Origin of the sequence: Natronosalvus rutilus, from assembly GCF_024204665.1 — an archaeon.
Lineage (GTDB): Archaea > Halobacteriota > Halobacteria > Halobacteriales > Natrialbaceae > Natronosalvus > Natronosalvus rutilus.
This window is the reverse complement of record NZ_CP100355.1, coordinates 2,732,126-2,755,230: the sequence shown is the minus strand read 5'-3', so window position 1 is coordinate 2,755,230 and position 23,105 is coordinate 2,732,126. Positions and strand designations below refer to the sequence as shown.

At 64.4% G+C, this 23,105-nt stretch carries 20 protein-coding genes and 1 pseudogene; 15 read left to right on the top strand and 6 right to left on the bottom strand.

From position 1 onward, the window contains the following. Positions 1-138: 138 nt before the first annotated feature. From NGM29_RS13140 to NGM29_RS13130, 3 genes are all read left to right on the top strand, one after another. Positions 139-1,263: a multicopper oxidase domain-containing protein gene (locus NGM29_RS13140; protein ID WP_254156748.1), complete on the top strand. Its 1,125-nt coding sequence runs from the start codon at positions 139-141 to the stop codon at positions 1,261-1,263. Between the two features lie 201 nt (positions 1,264-1,464). Next, a complete protein-coding gene (locus tag NGM29_RS13135) occupies positions 1,465-3,774 on the top strand; it encodes a PQQ-dependent sugar dehydrogenase (RefSeq protein ID WP_254156746.1) in 2,310 nt (769 codons plus the stop codon). Positions 3,775-4,076: 302 nt separating this feature from the next. Then, positions 4,077-5,621 carry an aldehyde dehydrogenase family protein gene (locus NGM29_RS13130; RefSeq protein ID WP_254156744.1) on the top strand — a complete coding sequence of 515 codons (1,545 nt, stop codon included), beginning with the start codon at positions 4,077-4,079 and terminating at the stop codon, positions 5,619-5,621. 187 nt (positions 5,622-5,808) lie between these two features. On the opposite strand, the gene NGM29_RS13125 is transcribed toward NGM29_RS13130, so the two are convergent. Genes NGM29_RS13125 through NGM29_RS13115 form a run of 3 tightly spaced genes read right to left on the bottom strand, consistent with a single transcriptional unit; the run spans position 5,809 to position 6,897 of the window. Further along, a complete protein-coding gene (locus tag NGM29_RS13125; RefSeq protein WP_254156743.1) occupies positions 5,809-6,057 on the bottom strand; it encodes a HalOD1 output domain-containing protein in 249 nt (82 codons plus the stop codon). Between the two features lie 8 nt (positions 6,058-6,065). Further along, complete coding sequence (locus tag NGM29_RS13120; RefSeq protein WP_254156742.1) at positions 6,066-6,644, bottom strand: DsrE/DsrF/DrsH-like family protein; 579 nt, start codon at positions 6,642-6,644, stop codon at positions 6,066-6,068. A gap of 7 nt (positions 6,645-6,651) precedes the next feature. After that, positions 6,652-6,897, bottom strand: a complete 246-nt coding sequence (locus tag NGM29_RS13115) for a sulfurtransferase TusA family protein (RefSeq protein ID WP_253435992.1) — start codon at positions 6,895-6,897, stop codon at positions 6,652-6,654. Positions 6,898-7,141: 244 nt separating this feature from the next. On the opposite strand from NGM29_RS13115, the gene NGM29_RS13110 reads away from it, so the two are divergent. The 6 genes from NGM29_RS13110 (at position 7,142) to NGM29_RS21375 (ending at position 11,110) form a co-directional block, all read left to right on the top strand. After that, the gene (locus NGM29_RS13110; RefSeq protein ID WP_254156741.1) at positions 7,142-8,335 is read left to right on the top strand and encodes an MBL fold metallo-hydrolase; all 1,194 of its coding nucleotides are present in this window, start codon (positions 7,142-7,144) and stop codon (positions 8,333-8,335) included. An 11-nt stretch (positions 8,336-8,346) separates the two neighbouring features. Continuing rightward, on the top strand, positions 8,347-8,844 hold the full coding sequence (locus NGM29_RS13105) for a YeeE/YedE family protein (RefSeq protein ID WP_254156740.1): 498 nt from the start codon (positions 8,347-8,349) through the stop codon (positions 8,842-8,844). A 32-nt stretch (positions 8,845-8,876) separates the two neighbouring features. After that, a complete protein-coding gene (locus NGM29_RS13100) occupies positions 8,877-9,311 on the top strand; it encodes a DUF6691 family protein (protein ID WP_254160559.1) in 435 nt (144 codons plus the stop codon). 137 nt (positions 9,312-9,448) lie between these two features. Further along, a complete protein-coding gene (locus tag NGM29_RS13095) occupies positions 9,449-10,627 on the top strand; it encodes an inorganic phosphate transporter (RefSeq protein WP_254156739.1) in 1,179 nt (392 codons plus the stop codon). A gap of 129 nt (positions 10,628-10,756) precedes the next feature. Beyond that, positions 10,757-11,023: an SHOCT domain-containing protein gene (locus NGM29_RS13090; RefSeq protein ID WP_311136828.1), complete on the top strand. Its 267-nt coding sequence runs from the start codon at positions 10,757-10,759 to the stop codon at positions 11,021-11,023. Then, a complete protein-coding gene (locus NGM29_RS21375) occupies positions 11,024-11,110 on the top strand; it encodes an SHOCT domain-containing protein (protein ID WP_343233698.1) in 87 nt (28 codons plus the stop codon). It begins immediately after the preceding gene. 8 nt (positions 11,111-11,118) lie between these two features. Here NGM29_RS21375 and NGM29_RS13085 read toward each other — a convergent pair whose 3' ends face one another. Together NGM29_RS13085 and NGM29_RS13080 are read right to left on the bottom strand one after the other, a co-directional pair. Further along, the gene (locus NGM29_RS13085) at positions 11,119-11,916 is read right to left on the bottom strand and encodes a ZIP family metal transporter (protein ID WP_254156738.1); all 798 of its coding nucleotides are present in this window, start codon (positions 11,914-11,916) and stop codon (positions 11,119-11,121) included. A gap of 112 nt (positions 11,917-12,028) precedes the next feature. Further along, on the bottom strand, positions 12,029-12,916 hold the full coding sequence (locus NGM29_RS13080) for a universal stress protein (protein ID WP_254156737.1): 888 nt from the start codon (positions 12,914-12,916) through the stop codon (positions 12,029-12,031). A 629-nt stretch (positions 12,917-13,545) separates the two neighbouring features. Between NGM29_RS13080 and NGM29_RS13075 the strand changes: the two genes are divergently transcribed. Beyond that, a complete protein-coding gene (locus NGM29_RS13075) occupies positions 13,546-16,230 on the top strand; it encodes a cation-translocating P-type ATPase (RefSeq protein ID WP_254156736.1) in 2,685 nt (894 codons plus the stop codon). A gap of 86 nt (positions 16,231-16,316) precedes the next feature. Here NGM29_RS13075 and glyA read toward each other — a convergent pair whose 3' ends face one another. Continuing rightward, positions 16,317-17,564 carry a serine hydroxymethyltransferase gene (glyA, locus tag NGM29_RS13070; protein WP_254156735.1) on the bottom strand — a complete coding sequence of 416 codons (1,248 nt, stop codon included), beginning with the start codon at positions 17,562-17,564 and terminating at the stop codon, positions 16,317-16,319. Between the two features lie 159 nt (positions 17,565-17,723). Between glyA and NGM29_RS13065 the strand changes: the two genes are divergently transcribed. From NGM29_RS13065 to NGM29_RS13045, 5 genes and pseudogenes are all read left to right on the top strand, one after another. Next, a complete protein-coding gene (locus NGM29_RS13065) occupies positions 17,724-19,802 on the top strand; it encodes a hypothetical protein (protein WP_254156733.1) in 2,079 nt (692 codons plus the stop codon). Between the two features lie 379 nt (positions 19,803-20,181). Then, positions 20,182-21,000, top strand: a complete 819-nt coding sequence (gene tbsP / locus NGM29_RS13060; protein ID WP_254156731.1) for a transcriptional regulator TbsP — start codon at positions 20,182-20,184, stop codon at positions 20,998-21,000. Positions 21,001-21,329: 329 nt separating this feature from the next. Then, entirely contained in the window at positions 21,330-22,088 is a 759-nt protein-coding gene (locus tag NGM29_RS13055) for an RNase P subunit p30 family protein (RefSeq protein ID WP_254156729.1), read from the top strand. Then, positions 22,036-22,659 carry a class I SAM-dependent methyltransferase gene (locus NGM29_RS13050; protein ID WP_254156727.1) on the top strand — a complete coding sequence of 208 codons (624 nt, stop codon included), beginning with the start codon at positions 22,036-22,038 and terminating at the stop codon, positions 22,657-22,659. The genes NGM29_RS13055 and NGM29_RS13050 overlap by 53 nt, the downstream gene beginning before the upstream one ends. A 10-nt stretch (positions 22,660-22,669) precedes the next feature. Then, positions 22,670-23,011: pseudogene (locus NGM29_RS13045) on the top strand (Rpp14/Pop5 family protein); the annotation flags it as partial. Positions 23,012-23,105 lie beyond the last annotated feature (94 nt).

Below are 23,105 nucleotides of genomic sequence, written 5' to 3'. Positions count from 1 at the left end.
TGCCGATCGACCGGACAGACCTCGAATTGGCCCTCCTCTTTCTTTAAGTCATCTGGACGAACATCTTCGTTCGTATTCCCAGCGGCTAAGAACTGGCGTGGCCCGCTATACTACGGGAGTTCATATGGTCAAGTGTACATGACCGATCACATCGGAGCCCCTGGAACTGGCATCTCGCGGCGCGAATATCTGGCTGCAACCGGCGGAACCGGCGCTGCCGTCCTCGCCGGCTGTCAGTCACCGATGAATCTGAATTCGAAAGCAGCCGCCCAGTCAGACCTCCCGACGACGAGTCCACCGTCGGTCGTCCAGGTCGATGAGCAGGGCGGAGAAGTCACGCTTCGAAGCGTCACCTCTCGACACCCTGTTCACCCGCTCGAGTCGATGGGCGGGCCGATCGAGTTCCCGCAGGTCTGGGCGTTCCAGGCCGACGATCGCGAACCCAGCGTTCCGGGGCCAATCCTGCGGACGACCGAGGGCAACGACATGGAAGTGACGCTCGACAACACGGACGGGAGCCACGCGCACACGCTCCACTTCCACGGCTCACACAAGACCTGGGAGAACGACGGCGTGCCGACGACGACAGGCATTCGCGTCGATCCAGGCGAGAAACACACCTACACGATCCCGGCGAACGTCCCGGGGACGCACCTCTACCACTGCCACTACCAGACGAACCGACACATCGACATGGGGATGTACGGAATCTTCCGCGTCGATCCGAAGGGGTACGAACCAGCCGACAAGGAGTACTTCATGACGGTCAAGGACTGGGACTCGCGCGTCCCCAGGCAGATGAACGGCGAGGACGTCGACTACAGCCCTCGCCAGCGTAACCCCGACGTGTTCACGATCAACGGAAAGAGCCTTCCCCGGACGCTCCACCCCGAAGACGGTTCGCCGATGATCGTCGATTCGGGTGACACGGTCAGGCTCCACTTCGTCAACGCCGGGTACATGTCTCACCCGTTGCACACGCACAACCACCGCTTCCGTCTGGTCGAGAAGGACGGCGGCCAGATTCCCGAAGCGGCGCAGTACGAGCGCGACATCACCAACGTCGCGCCCGCGGAGCGCCACACAATCGAGTTCGAAGCGAACGCCGATCCCGGTATCTACCTGATGCACTGTCACAAGGTCGACCACGCGATGAACGGGAACTTCTACCCCGGCGGCATGGTCAGTGCGATCGTCTACCGAGACGTCATGGACACCGACATCTTCAGCGAGCTCATGGGGCACGCAGGCTACGAGGGTTGAGCAAGCCGCGACCTGATATCTGACGCTCTCTCCTCGAGTTCAGCTTTCGTCTGAGCCCGGCTCTCCGCATCCTATTCGACCACCGACCTCGCTCGAGACTGTTTCTCGAATAAAAGGATCACTACCTCAACGAAGCCCCGATTACCCGCCGTAACAGTCGTTTCACGTTATTCCGGTATCAGGAGTTGTTCTCGAAGGGACATGAAACCAAACGACAACGGACGGGCACCTGACGACGAGCAGGCGCCCGACACTGCACGGACGACACTCGAGGGAGAATTACGCGACGGGACGAGTCGACGGACGTGGCCGTCACGACGAACCTTTCTCCGGGCGACCGCTACGGCGGGCGCCGTAGCTAGCCTCAGTGGACTCACCGTCGCCCAGGAAGAAACGACGTTCGAACTCGGCGGCGTCACCTCCGGCTGGGAGGGGCGATCGCCATCCGATATCGAAGGGGAGACGAACCCGACGTTGACGCTCGAGGCCGGACAGACGTACTCGATAACCTGGGAGAACGTCGACGGCCTTCCACACGATATCATCATCCTGGACGCGGACGGGAACGACATCGTCGGGACGGAAATCATGAGCGAGCAGGGCGAAACCCAGACCCTCGAGTTCGAGGCGACCGAGGAGATGGCCGAGTACTACTGTTCGGTCCACCCGGGGACGATGCGCGGCGACATCCAGATCGGAGCGGCAGCGGACGGTGCCGACGGCGACGAGACTGAGGAAGATGTGAGCGACGTCATCGGTGAAGGGCCCACGATCGGCCTCGAACACGTCGCCGGCGGGTTCGTCTCGCCGGTCGGGTTCGAGATAGCGCCGGGCCAGCCAAATTGCTACTACGTGCTCGACCAACCGGGTCAGATCTACCACGTCGGTGCCAGCAGTGGCGAATCGACCGAGTTCCTCGACCTCACCGACCGGATGGTCGACGTCGGCGCCGCGACGGATGCTGGGTTCGACGAGCGCGGCCTCCTCGGCCTCGCGTTCCACCCCGACTATCAGGATAACCGTCGGCTCTTCGTCTACTACAGCGCACCCCTGCGTGAGGACTCGAGCGATGATGGTGCCGAGGGCGAGTCCGAAACCGGGGAGGGCTCGAGCGACGATGCCAACGAGACCGACAGTACTACCGACGAGAACGCGAGTGACGACAACGACAGCGAGACTGACGACGAGAACGGGACCGACAACGAGAACGACAGCGAAGACTCGAGCGAGGAGGACGAAGCGGAAGAAACCTACAACCACACCGCCGTCCTCGCCGAGTTCCAGGCGACGGAGGACTTCGCGTCGGTCGATCTCGATTCGGAACGGATTCTCATCGAGGTAGACGAACCACAGTTCAACCACAATGGCGGCCCCGTCGTATTCGGACCGGACGGTTACCTGTACTGGGCGCTGGGCGACGGCGGCGGAGCGGACGACGTGGGCTTCGGCCACCTGGAAGACTGGTACGACGAGAACGAGGGCGGCAACGCTCAGAACACGACCGAAACCCTGCTCGGCGGGATTCACCGGATCGACGTCGACAACGAGGGCGAGGACGGGAAACCCTACGCCATCCCGGACGACAACCCGTTCGTCGACAGCGAGGACGGCTTCGACGAGTACTTCGCCTGGGGGCTTCGCAACCCGTGGCGGGCCTCGTTCGACGGCGAGGGTCGCCTCTTCGTCGCGGACGTCGGCCAGAACCTGTACGAGGAGGTCAACATCGTCGAGAACGGCGGCAACTACGGCTGGAACGTCAAGGAGGGCATCGAATGCTTCTCGACGGCCGATCCGAACCAGTCGCCCTCGGAGTGCCCGTCGCAGACTCCCGACGACGTTCGCGGCGGCGAACCGCTGCTCGATCCCGTCATCCACTACCCACACCAGGTCGGCGAGGAGACCATCGGCATCTCGATCACCGGCGGTTACGTCTACGAGGGCGAGGCGGCACCGGCGCTCGAGGGTCACTACGTCTTCGGCGACTGGAGTGACGCGTTCGAACGACCTTCGGGGGCGCTCTTCGCGTCGCCGCTCGAGGAGTACGAACCGATGGCCGATCGAAGCGAGGAGGACCTGTGGGACATCAACCGACTTTCGGTTGCCAACGCGCCCGAGAACGCGATCAACCGATTCATCCTCTCGTTCGGTCGGGATCACGACGGCGAGCTGTACGTCCTGACGACGGCGCGGTACACCGATGGCGAAACGGGCGAAGTGTTCCGAATCGTCTCGGAGGAAGACGGTGAGGAGATCGAACCGCACGAAGATTCGATCGCTCAGGAAACGGGTGACGAGGAAGGCGACGGAGAAGACGGTGAAGGAGAAGAGGGCGACGGAGAAGAAAGCGAAGGAGAAGACGAAAGCGAGACGGACGACAGTGAAAGCGACGCGGGTAACGATACGGAGCAGGAAGAAGGAACTGACGACGGGAACGAAACGGACGACGCAAACGAAACCACCGACGGAAACGAAACCGACTCCAACGGGGGTGACGGGAACGATACCGCGTGATCGTGAATGGTAGCGTAACTTCGTCTCGGTAGGCGACGCAACTCAACGTCCGCCTCGAGGGACGGGGATGCAACTTCGTCTCGAGGTCGGAGACAAAACGCTGCACCAGTAACGGCGACGAACCTACCTTCGAGTAGGGCGACCGGGCTCGAGGCGGTTTGTGAGCCCAGCACAACGATCTGGCAAATTTCGACTTGTACGACAGTCTACCTGCGCGGCAGTTGAAGCGCCTGTCCCTCAATTTCACCACGTCTGAAGAGGCAAGCCGGGGTATTACACAGCGATTTCCCGTGAGGTAGGATATGCCGGATACCCTCTCGATTGACGCAGACTGGAACGCGTTCTACATCGACGGCGAATGGACGGAATCAGACGGCGACGAAGAAATCTCGGTCCAGGACCCCTCGAGTCGCGAGGAAATCGCCCGCGTCCCCGCGGGAACGGAAGCCGACGTCGACGCGGCGTTCGAGGCCGCCGCAGCGGCCCAGGCCGAGTGGCGAGAAGCCCCGCCCATCGAGCGCGAGCGCGTCGCCCTCGAGGTGGCGAACCTGCTTCAGGAGTACGAAGACGAAATCGTGGATCTCCTGGCACACGAGGCTGGCGGGTCTCGGATTATGGGCGAAACGTCGGTCCAGATCGCCGCGGACCAGGCGATGGAGGCGGCCACGCTCCCTCGCCGCATGAAGGGCGAACAGGTCGACTCGAACGTCCCGGGCAAGGAAAACCTCGTCAGGCGGGAACCGCAGGGCGTCGTTACGGTCATCTCGCCGTGGAACTTCCCCCTCAATCTCTCCGGGCGGGCCGTCGCACCCGCCATCGCGACCGGTAACGCCGTCGTGCTCAAACCCGCGTCGAACACGCCGATCACGGGCGGGCTCCTGTTCGCGAAACTGTACGAAGAGGCGGGCTTACCGGACGGCCTGCTGAACGTCGTCACCGGGAGCGGCTCAGAGATTGGCGATCCGGTGGTCGCTCACCCCGAGAGCGACGTCGTCGCGTTCACCGGTTCGACCCCGGTCGGACGCGGCGTCGCGACGACCGGCGGCGAGAACCTCTCCGTGATCGCCCTCGAGTTGGGCGGAAACAATGGCCACATCGTGACCGCCGACGCCGACCTCGAGGCGGCCGTCGATTCGGCGGTCTTCGGGACCTTCGTCCACCAGGGACAGGTCTGTATCTCCATAAACCGCCACATCGTGCACGAGGACGTCTACGACGAGTACGTCGACCGACTCACCGACCGCGCCAAGTCGCTCCCGGTGGGAAGCGCCCACGACCCCGACACGGTGGTCGGTCCGGTCATCGACGAATCCCAGCGCGACGAGATGCTGGGCTACGTCGAGGAGACGGTCGAGACCGGGGCGACGCTCGAGACGGGCGGCGAGAAGGTGCCGATGGATGGCGGCGGCGATGGAAACGCGAGCGACGCCGTCGACGGCGACAGCGATGGAGACGGGGGTAGCGACTCCCTGCTCGTCGCCCCGACCGTGCTCTCCGGCGTCACGAACGACATGGCCGCCGCGTCCAACGAACACTTCGGCCCGATTGCACCGGTGATCAGCGTCTCGAGCATCGATGAGGCGATCGAGGTCCACAACGACACCGAGTACGGCCTCTCGGGATCGGTCCACGCCGGCGACGTCGGAACGGGAATGCAAATCGCCGAACGGATGGAGACGGGCATGGTTCACGTCAACGACCAGCCGGTCAACGACGAGGCCCACGTTCCGTTCAGCGGAGCGAAGGCGTCCGGCGTCGGCAGCTACAACAGCACTGACATCATGAACGAGATGACCGAGAAGAAGTGGATCTCGCTCCAGCACGACCGTCGGGAATATCCATTCTAACCTCCTCACTGTTTTCACCGCCTCACCGTTCTTACTGTCTCACCATTCTCACCGCCTCACAATTCTCACCGCCCCACGCGTGACCGAATCTACGCTCGAGTTGGGTGCGAGCGATACGTCTCGAGTACGTACGCGGTCACAGAACGAATGCAGTCACAGAACGAATGCAGTCACAGAACGAAGTTTCTCACTCGAGCGTGACGCGACCGTCGGAGTGGACGGTGATGGCGTAGCCACGGTACTCGAAGCTCACCTGCTTGAACGACGCCGCTGGCCCAGTTCCCATGAATAGCTGGTCGAGAGCGGACGGATCGACGACGTCATTGAGCGGTGGATTACAGGCATGTGGGGCGATACCATCGGCCTTGGCGACAGTTTCGATGACGCGCAAACTCGGATCCGTCGCCCACGAACCGATAGCATCGTCTGGTGCCATGCGCACGGTTAGACCAGCAGCTGGATGTCCGACTCGGCCATGTGCTGGAGCGCCGTCGCGGCCCCGACGCCGGTCGTCACGCCGTCGTAGAAGTCGTCCTCGTCGTAGTCCATCAGCTCGATGGTCATCTGGCAGGCCTGGAGGTCAACCCCGGTCTCGAGCGAGAGGTCGATGAGCTCTTCGATGGTGGCCGTGCCGTTCTCGTCGATTTTCTTCTGCATCATCTTCGTCGCCATCGAGTCCATCCCGGGGAGCGCGGCGAGGGCGTTCGGCATCGGCATGTTCGGGTTTCCGACGGCGCTCAGCTTGAGGTTCTGGGACTTCTCCTCGTGGAGAATGTCGAGCCCCCAGAACGTGTGGAAGACGACGACGTCCCAGCCGAAGGCTGCTGCCGTACTCGCGAGGATCAGCGGCGGGTACGCCATGTCGAAGCTTCCTTGGGTGGCGACGATCGTCATCTTCTTCTGGTCGTCGTCCAGGTCGGCGACGGTGTCCTCGAGTTCCTCGACGCGCTCGAGCAGGGCCTCCATGTCGGCGGCGTCGAACTCGGTGTCGTCGATGGATGGGGTTGCGTTGTCGGTGCTCATTGTATGCTCACGCAGTCTTCTTCACGTAGTGCGTGTAGAGATCGTCCGATTCGACCTGGTCGAGGAGCTCGACGCCGTCGGTTCCCTCGGCCCAGCCTCGAATGTCGCTCATGCTACCCGAGTCGGTCGCCACGACCTCGAGGACGTCGCCGTCGCCGAGGTCGTCGATGGCCTGCTTGGTCTTCACGATGGGCATTGGGCAGGACTGTCCTTTCACGTCGAGCGTCTCCGTAACGGTGTACTCTGAACTCATTGATGATCGTGTGCTCTGTATTGGAGCTATCCCACAATACCGGGCGGGAGAATAAAAGAGTATCGATTATTGCCCTGGTGATGAACCACCGCAATGCAGAGGTGATGGCTATATCTGCTTGTGCGCACTGCCACGTGCGTTATTCGAGATATCGGCGACCAAACGACGGAGGCAGTATTGTACAAACAGGGAACTACCATGCAAACCCTTAAGTGGGAGCACCCGGTACAGAGGGATGTACACCATGAGCGAAATGGACTTTCCAACGTCCGACGTTCCAGTCGATTCGATCACGCCTGCGGAGTTGAAAGCCAGCATCGACGAGGGAAATTCGGTCACGATCCTCGACGCTCGCATGCAATCGGATTACGACGAGTGGCGTATCGAGGGTGACACCGTCGAGACGATCAACGTCCCGTACTTCGAATTCCTGGACGACGAAATCGACGACGACGTGCTTGCACAGATTCCGGACGACCGCGAAGTCACCGTCCTCTGTGCGAAAGGCGGCGCCAGCGAGTTCGTCGCCGGGGCGCTCGAGGAGCGCGGTTACGACGTCAACCACCTCGAGGACGGGATGAACGGGTGGGCACGCATCTACGAGGCCCACGAAGTCACGAACTACGACGGCGCTGGTACCCTGCTTCAGTACCAGCGTCCCTCCTCGGGTTGTCTGGGCTACCTGCTCTACGATAACGACGACGCCGCCGTGGTCGACCCGCTGCGTGCCTTCACCGACCGGTACCTCGAGGACGCCGACGACCTCGGCGTCGACCTGACGTACGCGTTCGACACGCACGTACACGCGGACCACATCTCGGGACTTCGATCGCTCGCCGAGGAGGGCGTCGAGGGCGTTCTCCCCGCGCCCGCAGCCGACCGCGGGGTCACCTACACTGACGACGTGACGCTGGCCGAGGACGGCGACGAATTCGCGGTCGGCGACGCCACGATCGAGGCGGTCTACACACCCGGGCACACCTCCGGAATGACCTCCTACCTGATCGACGACGGCCTGCTCGCGACCGGCGACGGCCTGTTCGTCGAGAGCGTCGCCCGACCGGACCTCGAGGAGGGCGACGCCGGGGCGGAAGACGCCGCGCGCACGCTGTACGAATCGCTGCAAGAGCGCGTGCTGACCTTACCCGAGGACACGCTCGTCGGCGGGGCTCACTTCAGCGACGCGGCCGCCCCTGCCGAGGACGGGACGTACACGGCGCCGATCGGCGAGCTCGTCGACCGCATGGACGCGCTCACGATGGACGAAGACGAGTTCGTCGACCTGATCCTCTCGAACATGCCGCCTCGTCCGGCCAACTACGAGGACATCATTGCGACGAACCTGGGACAGCAGACCGCCGAGGACGACGAGGCGTTCGAACTCGAGCTCGGTCCGAACAACTGCGCCGCCAGCCAGGATTCCCTGGCTGACGACTGATCCATATACCCGTGATCGCTGAACTTCTGCCGCTACAACTGACGCCACCCGCCGACCTCTTCCCGAACGGCCTCTCGCGGTACGCCGTCGGGGGCTTACTCGTCGGTCTCGGCGCGGTCGTAATCTACCTCGGGACGGGCATCGCCGCCGGTGCGAGCACGTTCCTCGAGTCGACGCTGTCGTACGTCTCGGACCAGTCCCGGTTCCAGCAGTATCGGGCGTCTCGAGACTGGCGCGTCGTCTTCACCCTCGGAATTGTCCTGGGGGCGGCGGTCTACGCTGTCGTCTGGCAGGGCGGCGCCTGGACGACCGATGTCCAGGCGTGGCGACTCCTGGTCGGCGGCGTGTTCGTCGGTATCGGCACGCGCGTCGGCAAGGGCTGTACGTCGGGCCACGGCGTCTGCGGCGTCGGCTCGGCCTCGAAGACCTCGATCGTCGGCGTCGTGACGTTCCTGGCGGTGGCGATTGTGACCGCACAACTGGTCTCCGCACTGGGGGTGAGTCCATGAGCACGAGTGGGCCCGAACGGCACCCGCTGTTCATGCCGCTGATCCTCGTTGGCGGCCTGATCTTCGGGTTTGGTCTCGCCTACAGCCACATGGCCCGGCCGGAGGTCGTGCTGGATTTCCTCCAGTTCGACGACTTCGGCCTGTTGTTCGTGATGTTCGGTGCGGCGATCGTCTCGGGCATCGCGTTCTGGGTCACGCCGCGACTCCGTGAACGGGCGCCGCTGACCGGCGATACCTACGGCCGTCGCCTGAAGTCGTTCGACCGGAACGTCCTGATCGGCGGCGCCATCTTCGGCGTCGGCTGGGGCCTCTCCGGAATCTGTCCCGGCGCGGCCTACGCCAGCCTCGGGATCGGGAACGTCACGATCCTGTGGGCGATCGGCGGGATGTTCGCCGGCGCCTACCTCCAGGGCGTCTGGCGGAGCCAGCGCGCCTCGAGCGGGACGACACCGTCGAGCGCGGACTGAGAGGCGACGACGACGATCAACAACCGACGCCCCACGACCAACGCTCGACGACTCACGCCCAACGACCCACGCACCCCTCGAGCCAAGGACCAACTTCCGACCCAACGACCAGATTTTCGACATACACGTCACCAACGATGGATCCCACAACGATTGCGCTCTTCAGCGTCGCGGCACTCGCCAGCCTGTTCATGGCCTGGGTGATCGGCGCCGGCTCGAGCGGCGCGACGCCGTTCGCCCCGGCGGTCGGCGCGAACGCCATCTCGACCATGCGGGCGGCGTTCGTGGTCGGCATCCTCGGATTCGCTGGCGCGGTTACACAGGGCGGGAGCGTCTCGGACGCCGTCGGCCGCGGCCTCGTGCAGGGAGTCACTCTCCCGCCCAGCGCCGTCATCGTCGTTCTCCTGATCGGCGCCGGCCTGATGGCGATCGGCATCGTAACGGGGTATCCGATCGCAACCGCGTTCACCGTCACGGGCGCGGTGATCGGCGTCGGGTTCGCACTCGGCGGACACCCCGTTCCCTCGAAGTACGCCGAAATCGGGGCGCTGTGGGTCCTGACGCCGTTCGTCGGCGGCGGGATCGCCTACGGAATCGCGAGTATCCTGCCGCGCGCTGACGTCCCCGAACGGGTGAGCGTGCCGATCCTGGCCGTGATCGTCGGCGCCGTCGTCGCGAACCTCGAGTTCGCGTTCCTCGCGTCCGCAGGTGGGACCCTAGCGGCGGCCGGAAGCCGGTTTATCCCGCTCGAGGGACTCGTCGGATCGGGGGTCGCAACCGCGTTCGTCGCGATTCCAGTGGGCCTGCTGGTCCGCTGGGACGTCAGCCGCGACCAGGCCGGGGGCCTTCGCCGGTTCCTGCTCGCGCTCGGTGGCCTCGTCGCCTTCTCGGCGGGAGCGAGTCAGGTCGGACTCGCGGTCGGCCCCCTGCTCCCGCTGGTCGAACAGGAGGCGGCGATGGCCGTCTCGACCACGGCGATCCTCACCGGTGGCGGACTCGGGATCCTCGTGGGCTCCTGGACCGGCGCGCCGCGAATGATCAAGTCGATCTCCCAGGAGTACGCCTCGCTCGGTCCCCGGCGGTCGATTTCGACGCTCGTTCCCTCGTTTCTGATCGCGCAGACGGCCGTCGTACTCGGCGTTCCCGTCTCGTTCAACGAGATTATCGTCAGCGCGATCATCGGTAGCGGACTGGCCGTGGGTGGGACCGGCGGCGTCAGTCCTCGAAAACTCGGCGTGACGGTCCTCGCCTGGATCGGTTCGTTCGGCCTGGCGTTCGGCCTCGGGTACGGAGTCGAGACGGCGATCGGGATGTGATGCTCGGAAGTGGGCGTCGAGTCAGTCGGGCGAAGGACGACGCCGACGTAGACGTTCTCGCGGGCAACGCGCGACTACCGCGGACAGCCGGGTCGAATCTTTATCACGAATTCGGGAGAAGGTTGACGTATGGCTTCGAGTGACACGGTTCGATCGCTGCTCATCCTCGTCGTCGTCCTCGTACTCGTCCCGTTCGTCGCGATGGCCATCTTCTGGCCGGCGATGGGCATGTGGGGTAGCGGACACATGGGCAGTGGCCCGTGGGACGGAACGGGGATGTCGTGGTCCTGGCTCGTGATGTGGGCCCTGTTTCTCGCCATCGTCGTCGCGAGCGGCTACCTGCTCTACAGAGCGCTCACCCCGCGAAGTGGCGCAACCGACCCTGCTCTCGAGTAATTGCGCCTGGCGTACGCCCGCGGCGACCTCTCCGAGGAAGAGTTCGAAACCCGGCGTGCTCGACTCGAGGACGAACGGAATCGATAGTGTCGTGGTCAGATGAAGGCCAGCGGGACCATCACCAGGACCCCCGCGATGATCCCGCCAGCTAGCTCCGGTTTTCCGCCACGTGGCAACGCCGAGCCGATGTCGAGCGCCTCGGGGATGAATTCGCTCACGACGAGGTAAATCATCGCACCCGCGGCGAACCCAAATCCGAACGGGAGGAAGTCTCGGGCCACTTGGACGAACGCGAAGGCGATGACGGCCCCGATGGGTTGTGGAAGGCTCGAGAAGACGGCCCACCAGACCATCTTCCAGCGATCGACGCCCATAGCCTTCAGCGGGATCGAAATCGCCGTCCCCTCCGGGATGTTGTGGATCGAGATGGCGACCGTCATGAACACCGCTAGGAGCGGGACGGTGAATCCCAGAAACCCGAACCCGCCCTCGAGCCCCAGGTCGGCGAAGGAGACGCCGACGGCGATCCCCTCCGGGAAGCTGTGAACCGTTAGAATGCCGAGGATGAGCACGAGCTTTTTGAAGTCGGCCTCCTCGTACTCTCGAGGGTCGAGATCCGCGTCGAGGAGCACGTCGTGGGCCAGGACGACGAGGACGACCCCGACGGCCATTCCGACCGCGATCTCGAGGGCGGTCCCCTCGGCCAGCCCCTCCTCGATGAGGCCGAACACCGACGCCGAGATCATGATCCCGGACGCGAGTCCCCAGAGCACGACGTTGTGCCGGTCGCTAATCTCGTCGAAGAAGAAAAACGGGAGTGCCCCGAGTCCGGTTGCGAGGGCAGTCACGAATCCGGCGACGAATACCAGCGTCAGGTTCTCGAGGAGACTCATCGTCGGTGATCGGTTCGGATTGGAGATACGTACCTGTTGTGTCTACTCACTGCCGCGGGCGCGCTCGAGGGCGCGCTTCGTGGACGCGGCGGTCGAGATTCGTACTCTGTCTCTACTGGTGATCGATCGAACCCGGACGTGACGTCGTGAGCACCGGAACTGGCGTGATCCGAAGCACGCGCTCGGTCCTGGAACCGAGCAGGCGTTGATCGAGCCCGGACCGACCGTGCGTCCCCATCGCGATCAGGTCGATCCCGTGTTCGACAGCATACGAGCGAATTGCTTTCGGGACGGATCCCGATTCGACCGCCGTCGTCACTTCGTCGACGCCACCCGCTCGCATCGTCTCGGCGGTTTCGGCCAGCGCGTCCTGAGCACGGTCACGCGGCCCTGACGTGGTTTCGTCCGACGAGTCCGTTCCAATGGCGAACAGCGAGTCCTCGAGGACCGAGAGGACGTGGAGCGTGGCACCGTGTTCGCGCGCAATTTCACCCGCCAACTCGAGGGCACGTTCCGCGTGTTCGCTGCCGTCCGTCGGCACGAGCACGTCTTCGTAGGGGTACGGGTGGCTCGCGTCGTCGGCTGCTCGAACCGCGAGAACCGGCTTGTCGCTAGCGTTGACGACGTGTTCGGTGACGCTCCCGAGAACGTGTTCGGTCAGACTGCGTTCACCGCTCGTCCCCATCACGACCAGGTCGACGACGTCCTCGGCGGCCACCTCGGTGATGACCGTCCGCGGTTGCCCCTGTATCGTGTCGGTGACGGTCGAGACGCCGCGGGCCTCGGCCCGCTCGCGTGCGTCCTTGACCACGTCGTCGCCGGTCTCTTCGAGCACGTCGACGACGGCCCCTTGCGTCTGGACGAGACTGGGTTTGTTCGTATCGGCGACGTATAACAGGTGCACGGTCGCGTCGTGGTCGGCCGCGATGTCGAGGGCGTACTCGAGCGCGACGGTCGACGCCTCGCTCCCGTCGACCGGAACGAGGAGGAAGTCGTACATGGGGCGGAGTTCGACCGGAGCGGTCATAACTGTGAGGCGTTTCCAGACCAGTTCTGAGATCGACGTCGTCGAACGGCTACCGATGTGCGGCGAGCGACTACCGAGGTTCGACGAACGGCTACCGAATCCGATAATGGCTATCGACGCGTGGCGAACTGGACCGTTAAAGCGACCGAGCCACCGCAAATCCAACGACGCTATCCACGTCTCTACCCACGTCTACGCGAAAACGTTACACGACCGATCTGGAACTCCTCCGCCTCGAGCAGGTCGTCGAACTCCTCTTTAGGGGTACTGCCTGACTCAGGTATGCGCGAACTCGGTGGCGACGAAGTAGGCATTCACCAGAATCAAACCGACTCCAGCGAGCAGCCTGAGCGCGATTTCCATGCTGTTCACTGGGGAGGGATTCCACGGACACGCATTAACGTTTATTCCCGTGCCGGGGGCTATCGCGAGTTTTCCGCGGCTGTAGCTGTTCCGCTCCGTCTTCGTTTTTATCTCCGTCTTCAGATTCCATGCGACGGCGTGTTCTCGTTTCGCGAGCGTCCAACTTCGCGGGCGTCCAACGGTCTCGAACCGCGTCGCCCACCCCGCGTCTTTACCGTTCGACGTCGATGGTCGAGTCGATGGTCGCCCATCCGCACGAACGCCCACCGGAGCGCGTCCTCGAGACCCTCGAGTCGGGGCCCGACGGGTTATCGGACGAAGAGGCCGAGCGGCGCCTCGAGACCGACGGTGCGAACGAGATCGTCAGAACCGCCGGTCGAACCCCGGTTTCGATCCTCCTCGCACAGTTCGATAGCGTCTTGATCTGGGTGCTGCTGGTCGCGGCCGCGCTGTCGATCTGGGCGGGCCACGCCGTCGACGCCGCTCTGATCGCGATCATCGTCGTCGCCAACGGCTTCTTCGGCTTCACACAGGACTTCCGGGCCGAACAGAGCCTCGAGTCGCTTCGCAAACTCGCCGCGCCGACGGCGACCGTTCGCCGGGCCGGCGAGTCCCGAACCGTCGACGCGACGGAACTCGTTCCCGGGGATGTCGTCGAACTGCGTCGCGGCGACGTCGTTCCAGCCGACGGTCGGTTGTTCGAGGAGCGCGACCTGCAGGTCGATGAGGCGACCCTCACGGGAGAGAGTACCCCAGTGTCGAAGTCGATACCCGCCGTCGATGCAGAAACCCCACTCGCCGAGCGGGAGGGCATGGTCTACAAGGGGACGAACATCACCCGCGGCCGAGCGAGTGCGGTCGTCACCGACACTGGGATGGAAACGGCGGTCGGGGAAATCGCTCACGAACTCTCGATGACCGAAACGACGAAGACGCCACTCCAGGAGGAACTCGACGAGCTGGGCCGTACGCTCGGCCTCGGCGTTCTCGTCCTCTCGGCGCTGGTCGTCCCGCTGTTGATCGTTCGGGACACGTCGGTGGTGCAGGCTGCGCTCACTGCAGTCTCGCTCGCCGTTGCCGCGATTCCCGAGGGGCTGCCAGCGGTCGTCACCCTCACGCTTGCCCTCGGCGTTCGGCGAATGTCCGACGAGAACGCACTCGTTCGTCGGCTTCCCGCCGTCGAAGCGCTCGGGGCCGTCGACGTCATCTGCACGGACAAGACCGGGACGCTCACGAAGGGGCAAATGACCGTCAGCAGACTCTGGCTCAACGACGAGGTCCTCGAGGTTCGAGGGGTCGAAGGAGGCGAAAACGACGCTGCCTGGAGCGGGGACGACACGACTATCGGCGAGTACGACAGTGACCTCGAGACCGAGATCGAAATCGAAAACGAGACCGAGACCGAGCTGGCGAAAGCGGAGACGGGCCGGACAGCCGATCGCGAGAAGTTACTCGTCCGAATCGGCGTCCTCTGTAACGACGCCACCCTCGAGGACGGTGACCCGACCGAGCGGGCCCTGCTCGAGCTAGCCGAGCGTCTGGGCGCCGACGTCGAGGCGCTCCGAGAGGGGACGCCGCGAAGCGACGAAGTCCCGTTTTCCTCCGACCGCAAGTGGATGGGGACGATCCACGACGACGTCGGCTACGTCAAGGGCGCACCGGAGGTCGTCCTCGAGCACTGCGATTCGATCCTCACGGAAGCGGGACGGAGACCGATGAGTGACGACGCCCGCCATCGGGTCGAAGGGCGGATCCAGGCGTTCGGCGACGACGCGCTTCGCGTCCTGGCGATGGCCTACCGTGCCGATCCCACCGACGTCGCGGATCTCGAGCGGGGGCTGACGTTCGTCGGGCTGACGGGGATGATCGACCCACCACGCACGGAGGTCGCCGACGCAATCGCGGCAACTAGGAGTGCCGGAATCGACGTGAAGATGGTGACCGGGGACAACGTTCGGACGGCGCGGGCCATCGCCGACACCCTCGGACTCGGGACGAGCGTCCTCGAAGGGCGGGAGATCGAGGGGATGGATGCCGAGACGCTCGCCCGGCGGGTTACGACCGTCGACGTGTTCGCTCGTACCTCGCCCGAACACAAGGTTCGAATCTTGCAGGCCCTCCAGGGGCGGGGGCGAGAGGTCGCGATGACGGGCGACGGCGTCAACGATGCGCCGGCATTGAAGAACGCGGACGTGGGCGTCGCAATGGGTATTCGGGGGACGGACGTCGCCCGGCAAGCTTCGGACATCGTCCTGCTCGACGACAACTACGCGACGATGGAGCGCGCGATCAAGCGCGGGCGGACGATCTTCGACAACATCTGGAAGTTCGTCGCCTACCTCCTCAGCGCCAACGTCGCGGAGGTTGCGCTCGTGTTCCTCGCCTCCCTGTACGGCTACCTGATCCTGCCGGCCGTCCAGCTCCTGTGGATCAACCTTCTGACCGACGGGCTCCCGGCGCTCGCGCTTGGCGCCGATCCGCGTAGCGCGGACGTGATGGACCGCCCGCCGCGGGACCACGGCCGCGACATCGTCGAGCGGCAGATGCTCGGCCTGATCGGCGGCTTCGGGGCCGTGACCACCGTCGTGATGCTCGCGCTCATGCTGTGGACGCTCGAGGGCGCTGCCGAAGTGACGCCATATGCGATGACGATGGTGTTCACGGCGTTCGTCTTCCTCGAGTTCGAGAAGCTCTACGTTATCCGCTGGGTACGCGAGACGCCGACGTTCTCGAACCGGTGGCTAGCGATCGCTGTCACGATCTCGATCGCGCTCCAGCTCGCCGTGCTCTACACGCCGCTCAATCGGTACTTCGGGACGATCCCGCTAACCGTTTCGGACTGGGGACTCGTCACCGCCGTCCTCGCGATCTGCTTGCCAGCCTACCTCGTCGTCGCCGCGCTCGTGAGTCGGTTCGAGCGGTGATCGCTAGTCGGCTCGAGCAGCAACTGCGTGGCCCGAATCGATGCACAGAAAGGCGCCCACAGCTCAAAAATTAGCCGCTCAGTGACTCACTCGTAGAGCGGGTTCGCCGCACAGAGCTCGTCGACCGACTCGCTCACGTCGGCGATCACGTCCTCGTCGTCGGGCGAATCGATCACGCGCGCGATGAGGTCGCCGACGGTTCGAAGATCGTCCTCGTCGAAGCCACGGGTCGTCAGCGCCGGGGTCCCCGCCCGGATGCCGCTCGGATTGAACGCCGAGCGCGTCTCGCCGGGTACCGTGTTCGCGTTGAGGACGATGCCGGCGTCCTCGAGCGCCTCTTCGGCGTCTCCGCCGGTCGTATCGGGGTGGGACTCCCGGAGGTCCACGAGCACGAGGTGGTTGTCGGTGCCGCCCGAAACCAGCGAGAGCCCGTGGTCAGCGAGCGTTTCGCCGAGAGCCTTCGCGTTGGCGACCGTCCGTTCGGCGTAGGTCTCGAACTCGGGCTCGAGGGCCTCGCCGAAGCCGACGGCCTTGCCGGCGATGTTGTGCATGAGCGGACCACCCTGGCCGCCGGGGAACACGGCGGAATCGATATCGTCGGCGTACTCCTCGTTCGTCATGACGATGCCGCCCCGTCCGGAACGAATCGTCTTGTGGGTCGAGCCGGTCACGAAGTCCGCGACGCCGACGGGCGAGGAGTGGACGCCCGCGGCCACGAGCCCCGTGATGTGGGCGATGTCGGCGAGGTGGAGCGCGTCAACCTCTTCGGCGACGTCCTGGATACGTTCCCACTCGACCTCTCGCGGGTACGCGGAGTATCCCGAGACGATGATGTCCGGTTCGAACTCGGCGGCGTGGTCGGCGAGGCCGTCGTAATCGAGGTACCCTGTTTCGGGATCGACCTCGTACTGCTCGACCTCGTAGAGCTGGCCGGTGAAGTTCGCGGGGTGGCCGTGGCTGAGGTGGCCGCCGTGGGTCAGGTCGAGCGAGAGAATCTTGTCGCCGGGCTCGAGCATCGCGAAGTAGACGGCCTGGTTGGCCTGCGTGCCCGAGTGGGGCTGGACATTGACGTGCTCGGCGCCGAAGAGTTCCGTTGCGCGGTCGATGGCAAGTTGTTCGACCTCGTCGGCGTACCGACAGCCGCCGTAGTAGCGCGCGCCGGGGTAGCCCTCGGCGTACTTGTTCGTGAGCGCGCTCCCCTGGGCGTCGAGAACGGCGCGGCTGACGTGGTTCTCGCTGGCGATCATCGACAGCGTGTCCTGCTGTCGTTCGATCTCACCTTCGAGCGCGTCGGCGACGACGGGGTCGACCCCTCGGACGTGGTCGTGGTCCATATTTCGAGTGGCGCCCGGACGCTGTATAAGTGTACCTTTCCCCGGCAACGTGGGCCGCGAACGGTCGGAACCGTACAGCGGATCCAGAGAAGGAAATGGAAGATATACAACTAATAAGGCGATACAACTAACTTCACGGGCGGAGATTCAATAACTCGAATGATAGAGTGGGAGGTGGCCGACGACGACACCCACCTGCGAGTCGTCGACGCGGACAACGCCGAACTCCGCGTGCAGGGAATCGGCCTCGACGTCGAAGGCCCCGGCCCAGACATCTCGCGGCCGGTCGACGACACCGTCGCGGTGACGGCTACCACCTTCCGATTCCCTCACGCCGTCGTCTACGCGTTCTCGCTCGGCCGCGACGAACGATTCCACCTCGAGCCGGACCAACACTCGATGACGCTTCCTCCCGGCGAGTACGTCCTCGACATCGACACGGGCATCAAGACCTACCTCCGGTTCTCGGGAGAGGCTGTCGTCCAGCGCGCGCCGGACTATTCCTCGTTGATCGTCTCCTTCCCCGAGCGCATGCGAACCATCCTCGGCTTCCGGAGCCGTCACGAACTTCCGGCCGAGACGATCACGATACCCGACACGCCCGCCGGATTCGCTCGCGGCCTCTCCGCGCTCTCATCGTCGATCAAGACCGACTCACCTGATCGGACGTACCCGACGCTCCGCGGTCATCCGCCGCTGCTCGAGACCGGGCCCACGTTTTCGGCACCCGACTCGGTCCTCGAGCAGGCGACTCAGCCCGGCATCGAACTCGTCGTCCCGCCGTGTTACGACACGCTGTTCGTGACGGCACCGCTCGCATACTACCTGCAGGCGACGGTTAGGACCGAACCCGACGCGACGCCACGGATTCGCCTCCCGTCGGTCGCCCGCGAGCACGAACTCGCGCCGATGCCCGACCTCGAGCGCAACGCCGAACAGTGCCTGCGTCAGTGGTTCTTCCTAGACTGTCTCGTTCGCAACGCCGGACCTTACGGCACCACGCTCGCGGAATCGAGCCTCCTGGACGTCCTCGACCTCGACGCGGATCGGTTGTACCACGCGACGCCCCAGGAGCGACTATCGACGTATCTCGACGTTCCCTACGCCGCGGTCAAACACCGCTTGCCGGAGTGGCACCTCTCGACGTACGTCGAGCCAAACGCCGCGAGTGTCGAGGGGATTCCCTACCTGCTCGACCGCCTCAGCCTGATCTTCACGCCCAGGACGTCTGCGCTCGAGGGACGGGAACTGGTCGAGCGTTCGCTCACCGACTTCTACCGCAGCGGGCCGTCCGGGGCCGGGAAGGTCGCGTCCGTCAACATCGTCAAGCCGGAACTTCGGGGCGGACGCGTCCACGGCTGGCTCGCAGACGGCGTCCCCATCGACGTGTTCAAATCGACCGTCGGCGCCTACCGGAATCGCCTCCGGTTTCTCGAGCGCGACACCGAGTCGACGTCGATCCGCGTCGTCCTGAACGATCCCGAGATGGCCGGCGAGCGCGAACGGGTCGCCGAAATCTATCAGCAGCGAGCGGAGGAACTCTCCCTCGACGTTCGCGTCGAGGAACACCTCACGACCGACGCCCTCGCGCGAATGCTCGAGGACGACCATGCGTTCGTCCACTACATCGGCCACTGCGAGACCGGTGGCTTCCGGTGCTCGGACGGATCGCTCTCGGTCTCGAGCCTCGAGCAGTGTCGCGTCGAGACGTTCTTCCTCAACGCCTGTGGCTCGTACTACGAGGGAATGGGACTCATCGAACGCGGGAGCGTCGCGGGGGCGGTGACGTTCACGCAAGTGCTCAACGACCACGCGCTGAAGGTGGGCGCGACGTTCGCGAAACTCCTCGTCCACGGCTTCAGCTTCGAGCGCGCGATGCGGCTCGCCAGGCGACGGATCATGATGGGAAAAGACTACGCCGTCGTCGGCGACGGCACGCACGCGCTGACGGGCGGCAACCTCGAGTTGCCGACGACGGCGACCATCGACCGACTGGAGGACGGCCGCTACTTGCTCGAGCTCGAGTGTTACTCCACGCGGGTCAACGGCCTCTATTACTTCCCGCACGCGGCCGACAACGAGTACAGCTACCTCTGTGGGTCACCAGCGACGTTCACGCTCAATCGAGCAGAATTAGCGGCGTTTCTCGCGGAATCGAACGTCGCGGTCATCTACGACGGTGACGTCTACTGGTCGACCGAACTCGCCGGCGAGTTTGGCGGTCAGGGGCCTCCGTAAGTGCTGATTCGGCTGGACGCGTCGGTCGTCGTCTCGTAATCCTGGATCGACTGTTCGACGGTTCTTCGCTCTCGTCCCCACGGTCGCGTATCCGTGACACCCATACGACAACAGGAATGGCATTCAGGGAAGTTAACTGTTGCTATTGTGTGACTGTCTAGCATGGGTGGGGGACTATTTGTCACTGTCGATGGAACTTCGGTACGGACCGGTGCCGGACGGCTTTCTGTATGTGGTTTGCTAGCTAAACTCTCTGCCGATCGGGAGAAATGCCGAGAAAAGCGACAAAAATCACCTCATCTAGGCGTTAACCACAAGGTCTGGGGGAATTTGGGCCAATAATATTAAGTAGTTGGCGATCAATTACTTGTGTATACGCATGGCTTCGAATTTACTCAACCACCAGATTGACGATATCCTCGAGTCCGTCCTCGAGGAGACGACTGGCGACGTATACATGATCAACCCGTCCTGGGACGCCATCGACGAGTTCGTCACCGTCGCGACGGCCTTCGACGGCGACCTCCCGACCGTCCACATGCTCGCAGACGACCGCACGCTCAAGGACGTCATGGACGACTTCATCGTCGCCTCGAACGCCGCCGACCTCATCGCCGACGGCGCCCTCGAACTGCGCACCCTCGAGCAGGCCCCCGAAAACTCCCTGCTCATCACCGAAGACAGCGTCGTCGCCGTCGTCCACGCGGGCGACCGCGTCGGCGGGCTCGTCACCGAGGACGAGGAGTTCGTCGAGTCCGCGTTCGACACCTACGCCGGCCGCTGGGAGGAGGCAGACGACTTCAACCTCCGGACGCCGCCGATCACGCGCGTCCGCGAGACCCTCACCGACGAGATCAGCGCCGAGGCCGAGGAGGACTTCACGGCGATCCTCAACTCGCTCGAGACCGCCCGCGGCGATGGTGACGGCCTGGACGAAGTGACCATCTCGCTGCTCGTGGCCGCGAAGAACGAGGCCCTGCTCTACGACATCAGCAAGTGGGGCGAGGACGTCGGCATCGCCAGCAAGGCGACGTTCAGCCGAACGAAGACCAAGCTCGAGGACATGGGCCTGATCGACACCGAGAAGGTCCCGATCGACGTCGGTCGTCCGCGACTGCGCCTCAAAATCGGCGACGAGCGCCTCGACGAGGCCGACAACGGCCAGCTCGCGACGGTCGCTCAGAGTATTCTGAACTAGAGAACCGACCTTTTACGCTGCGATTGTTTCGCGTCGACGCCAGCGTAGCTGGCGCACGACGCGCTGGCACTCGGTAAAAGCTCGACCAAAAGCACTCCTCCCTCCGTTCGTTCACTCCGTTCTCTCACATCGCTCGTCGGTCCGCTCGCTCACACGTTCGCTCGCGGTACAAACTGGTGTGGGGCCTGCCCTCCCCCGAAACGCGGGGCTCTCGCAATGCTCGAGCCCCGCGTCCGGCCACGTCGGTTGTCCGGGGCTGTTCTTATCGGTAGCAATTCTCCACGTATACGGTCGCAAACCACAAGTCAACACCGTCCCTCGAGACGCGTATGTACGAGGCCGTTCGCGTGAACGCCGACGCCGACGGGGTCGAGACGGACGCCGAGGCCGTCTCCCGCGTCGTCGAAACTGCCGCAAGTTACGGCTTCGATGGCGTGGTCGTTCGTAATCACGACGGCTCGCGACTCGAGTTCGATGCCGACGAACTCGGAGAGGAGCACGGCATCGACGTCGTCGACGGCATCGAAATTCGGGCCGACGACCCGCACCAAGCCAGCGGTTCGGTGGGGAACTACCGACCGCAGTACACGGTCCTGGCGATCCACGGCGGCACGAACGCACTCAACCGGTTCGCCGTCGAAACCGACAAAGTCGACGTGCTCGCCCATCCAATGGACGGCTCCGGCGACGTCAACCACGTCCTGGCGAAAGCCGCCGCAGCTAACGGCGTTCGCCTCGAGTTCTCCTTTGCGGACGTCCTCCGAACCACGGGCGGTCGCCGGGTTCGGGCCATCCAGTCGCTTCGCAAACTCCAGGAGATCGTCGACTACTACGACGCGCCGTACGTCGTCAGCGGCGACCCCGAGGGGCCACTCGAGGTACGGGCGCCCAGAGAACTCTGCGCGCTCGGCGTCGAACTCGGCTTCGATCGCGAGTGGATCGTCGACGGCCTCGAAGCCTGGAAAACCCTCGCGGCGCGCAACCGACGGATCCAGTCCGATTCGTTCATTGAACCGGGGGTCGAACGTGGACGATATGAAACGAAGCGTGGCGGATCACGCGGCTCGATTCGACGAGAAGGCGAGTGAGTACGACGACTCGAAGAGCGACGAATACCGCGCGTGCGCGAATCTGGTTATCGAACACGCGACCCCAGAATCCGACGAGACGGTCCTCGACCTCGGGGCTGGAACCGGGGCGATCGCTCTCGCCCTCGCACCCGACGCCGAGCGGGTGATCGGCCGGGACATCAGCGAGGGCATGATGGACGAAGCGCGCACGAAAGCCGAGGAGCGCGGCCTCGAAAACATCTCCTTCGACTACGGAACCTTCCGCGAACCCGACGTCGACGACCGCGTCTCCGTCGATATCGTCACCTCGAACTTCGCCATGCACCACCTCGCGGACGACGAGAAGCGCGAAGCCATCGACGTCATCGCCGCCCTCGAGCCTCGACGATTCGTCCTCGGGGACGTGATGTTCTTCGGCGAACCGGATCCGAGCGAGCCGTTCTACGACCCATCGGTCGACGACCCGGCGACGGTCGGAACGCTGGCAGACGCGTTCACCGACGCCGGCTTCTCGCTGACGGCCGTCGAGCGCGTTCACGACCAGGTCGGTGTCCTGGTCGCCGAGCGCGCCGAGAACCAGGAGTCGTGAGCCGACGCAGATGAAACACCTCCCCAAACACCTCCGACCGCGCTGGCGATACCTCGCCGTCGCCCTCGAGACCCGGCCCGACGACGCTATTGGTCGGCGGGCCTTCCAGCGGGAGGTCTGGTACGCCGGCCAGAACCTCCTCGGCGATCCGGGGAGTGCGGACGCCGACCTGGCGGTCGTCCGATTCCGATTCGACGCCGATACAGGGAACGGGGAGGCGATAATTCGCGTCCGCCACGGCGAGGTCGACCGCGCTCGAGCCGCGGTCGCCTGCGTCCACAGCGTCGACGACGCGCCGCTGGGTCTGGTGGTTCGGGGCGTGAGCGGAACGATTCGGGCGGCCGAGTCCCATCTGTGATGGGGCGTTCGATCGACGACCCCCCCCCTCCCTGTTTCTCGAGCCCGACGCTCGAGGGGAACACTCACGACGAATACGTCCCCGGACC

Bases quoted from the DNA above. Each gene is read 5' to 3' on its own strand.
- NGM29_RS13130 (WP_254156744.1), top strand. From the start codon at position 4,077: ATGCCGGATACCCTCTCGATTGACGCAGACTGGAACGCGTTCTACATC.
- NGM29_RS13110 (WP_254156741.1), top strand. From the start codon at position 7,142: ATGAGCGAAATGGACTTTCCAACGTCCGACGTTCCAGTCGATTCGATC.
- NGM29_RS13065 (WP_254156733.1), top strand. From the start codon at position 17,724: ATGATAGAGTGGGAGGTGGCCGACGACGACACCCACCTGCGAGTCGTC.
- NGM29_RS13090 (WP_311136828.1), top strand. From the start codon at position 10,757: ATGGCTTCGAGTGACACGGTTCGATCGCTGCTCATCCTCGTCGTCGTC.
- NGM29_RS13095 (WP_254156739.1), top strand. From the start codon at position 9,449: ATGGATCCCACAACGATTGCGCTCTTCAGCGTCGCGGCACTCGCCAGC.
- NGM29_RS13075 (WP_254156736.1), top strand. From the start codon at position 13,546: ATGGTCGCCCATCCGCACGAACGCCCACCGGAGCGCGTCCTCGAGACC.
- glyA (WP_254156735.1), bottom strand. From the start codon at position 17,564: ATGGACCACGACCACGTCCGAGGGGTCGACCCCGTCGTCGCCGACGCG.
- NGM29_RS13050 (WP_254156727.1), top strand. From the start codon at position 22,036: ATGAAACGAAGCGTGGCGGATCACGCGGCTCGATTCGACGAGAAGGCG.
- NGM29_RS13115 (WP_253435992.1), bottom strand. From the start codon at position 6,897: ATGAGTTCAGAGTACACCGTTACGGAGACGCTCGACGTGAAAGGACAG.
- NGM29_RS13085 (WP_254156738.1), bottom strand. From the start codon at position 11,916: ATGAGTCTCCTCGAGAACCTGACGCTGGTATTCGTCGCCGGATTCGTG.
- tbsP (WP_254156731.1), top strand. From the start codon at position 20,182: ATGGCTTCGAATTTACTCAACCACCAGATTGACGATATCCTCGAGTCC.
- NGM29_RS13120 (WP_254156742.1), bottom strand. From the start codon at position 6,644: ATGAGCACCGACAACGCAACCCCATCCATCGACGACACCGAGTTCGAC.
- NGM29_RS13100 (WP_254160559.1), top strand. From the start codon at position 8,877: ATGCCGCTGATCCTCGTTGGCGGCCTGATCTTCGGGTTTGGTCTCGCC.
- NGM29_RS13080 (WP_254156737.1), bottom strand. From the start codon at position 12,916: ATGTACGACTTCCTCCTCGTTCCGGTCGACGGGAGCGAGGCGTCGACC.
- NGM29_RS13135 (WP_254156746.1), top strand. From the start codon at position 1,465: ATGAAACCAAACGACAACGGACGGGCACCTGACGACGAGCAGGCGCCC.
- NGM29_RS13140 (WP_254156748.1), top strand. From the start codon at position 139: ATGACCGATCACATCGGAGCCCCTGGAACTGGCATCTCGCGGCGCGAA.
- NGM29_RS13125 (WP_254156743.1), bottom strand. From the start codon at position 6,057: ATGGCACCAGACGATGCTATCGGTTCGTGGGCGACGGATCCGAGTTTG.
- NGM29_RS13055 (WP_254156729.1), top strand. From the start codon at position 21,330: ATGTACGAGGCCGTTCGCGTGAACGCCGACGCCGACGGGGTCGAGACG.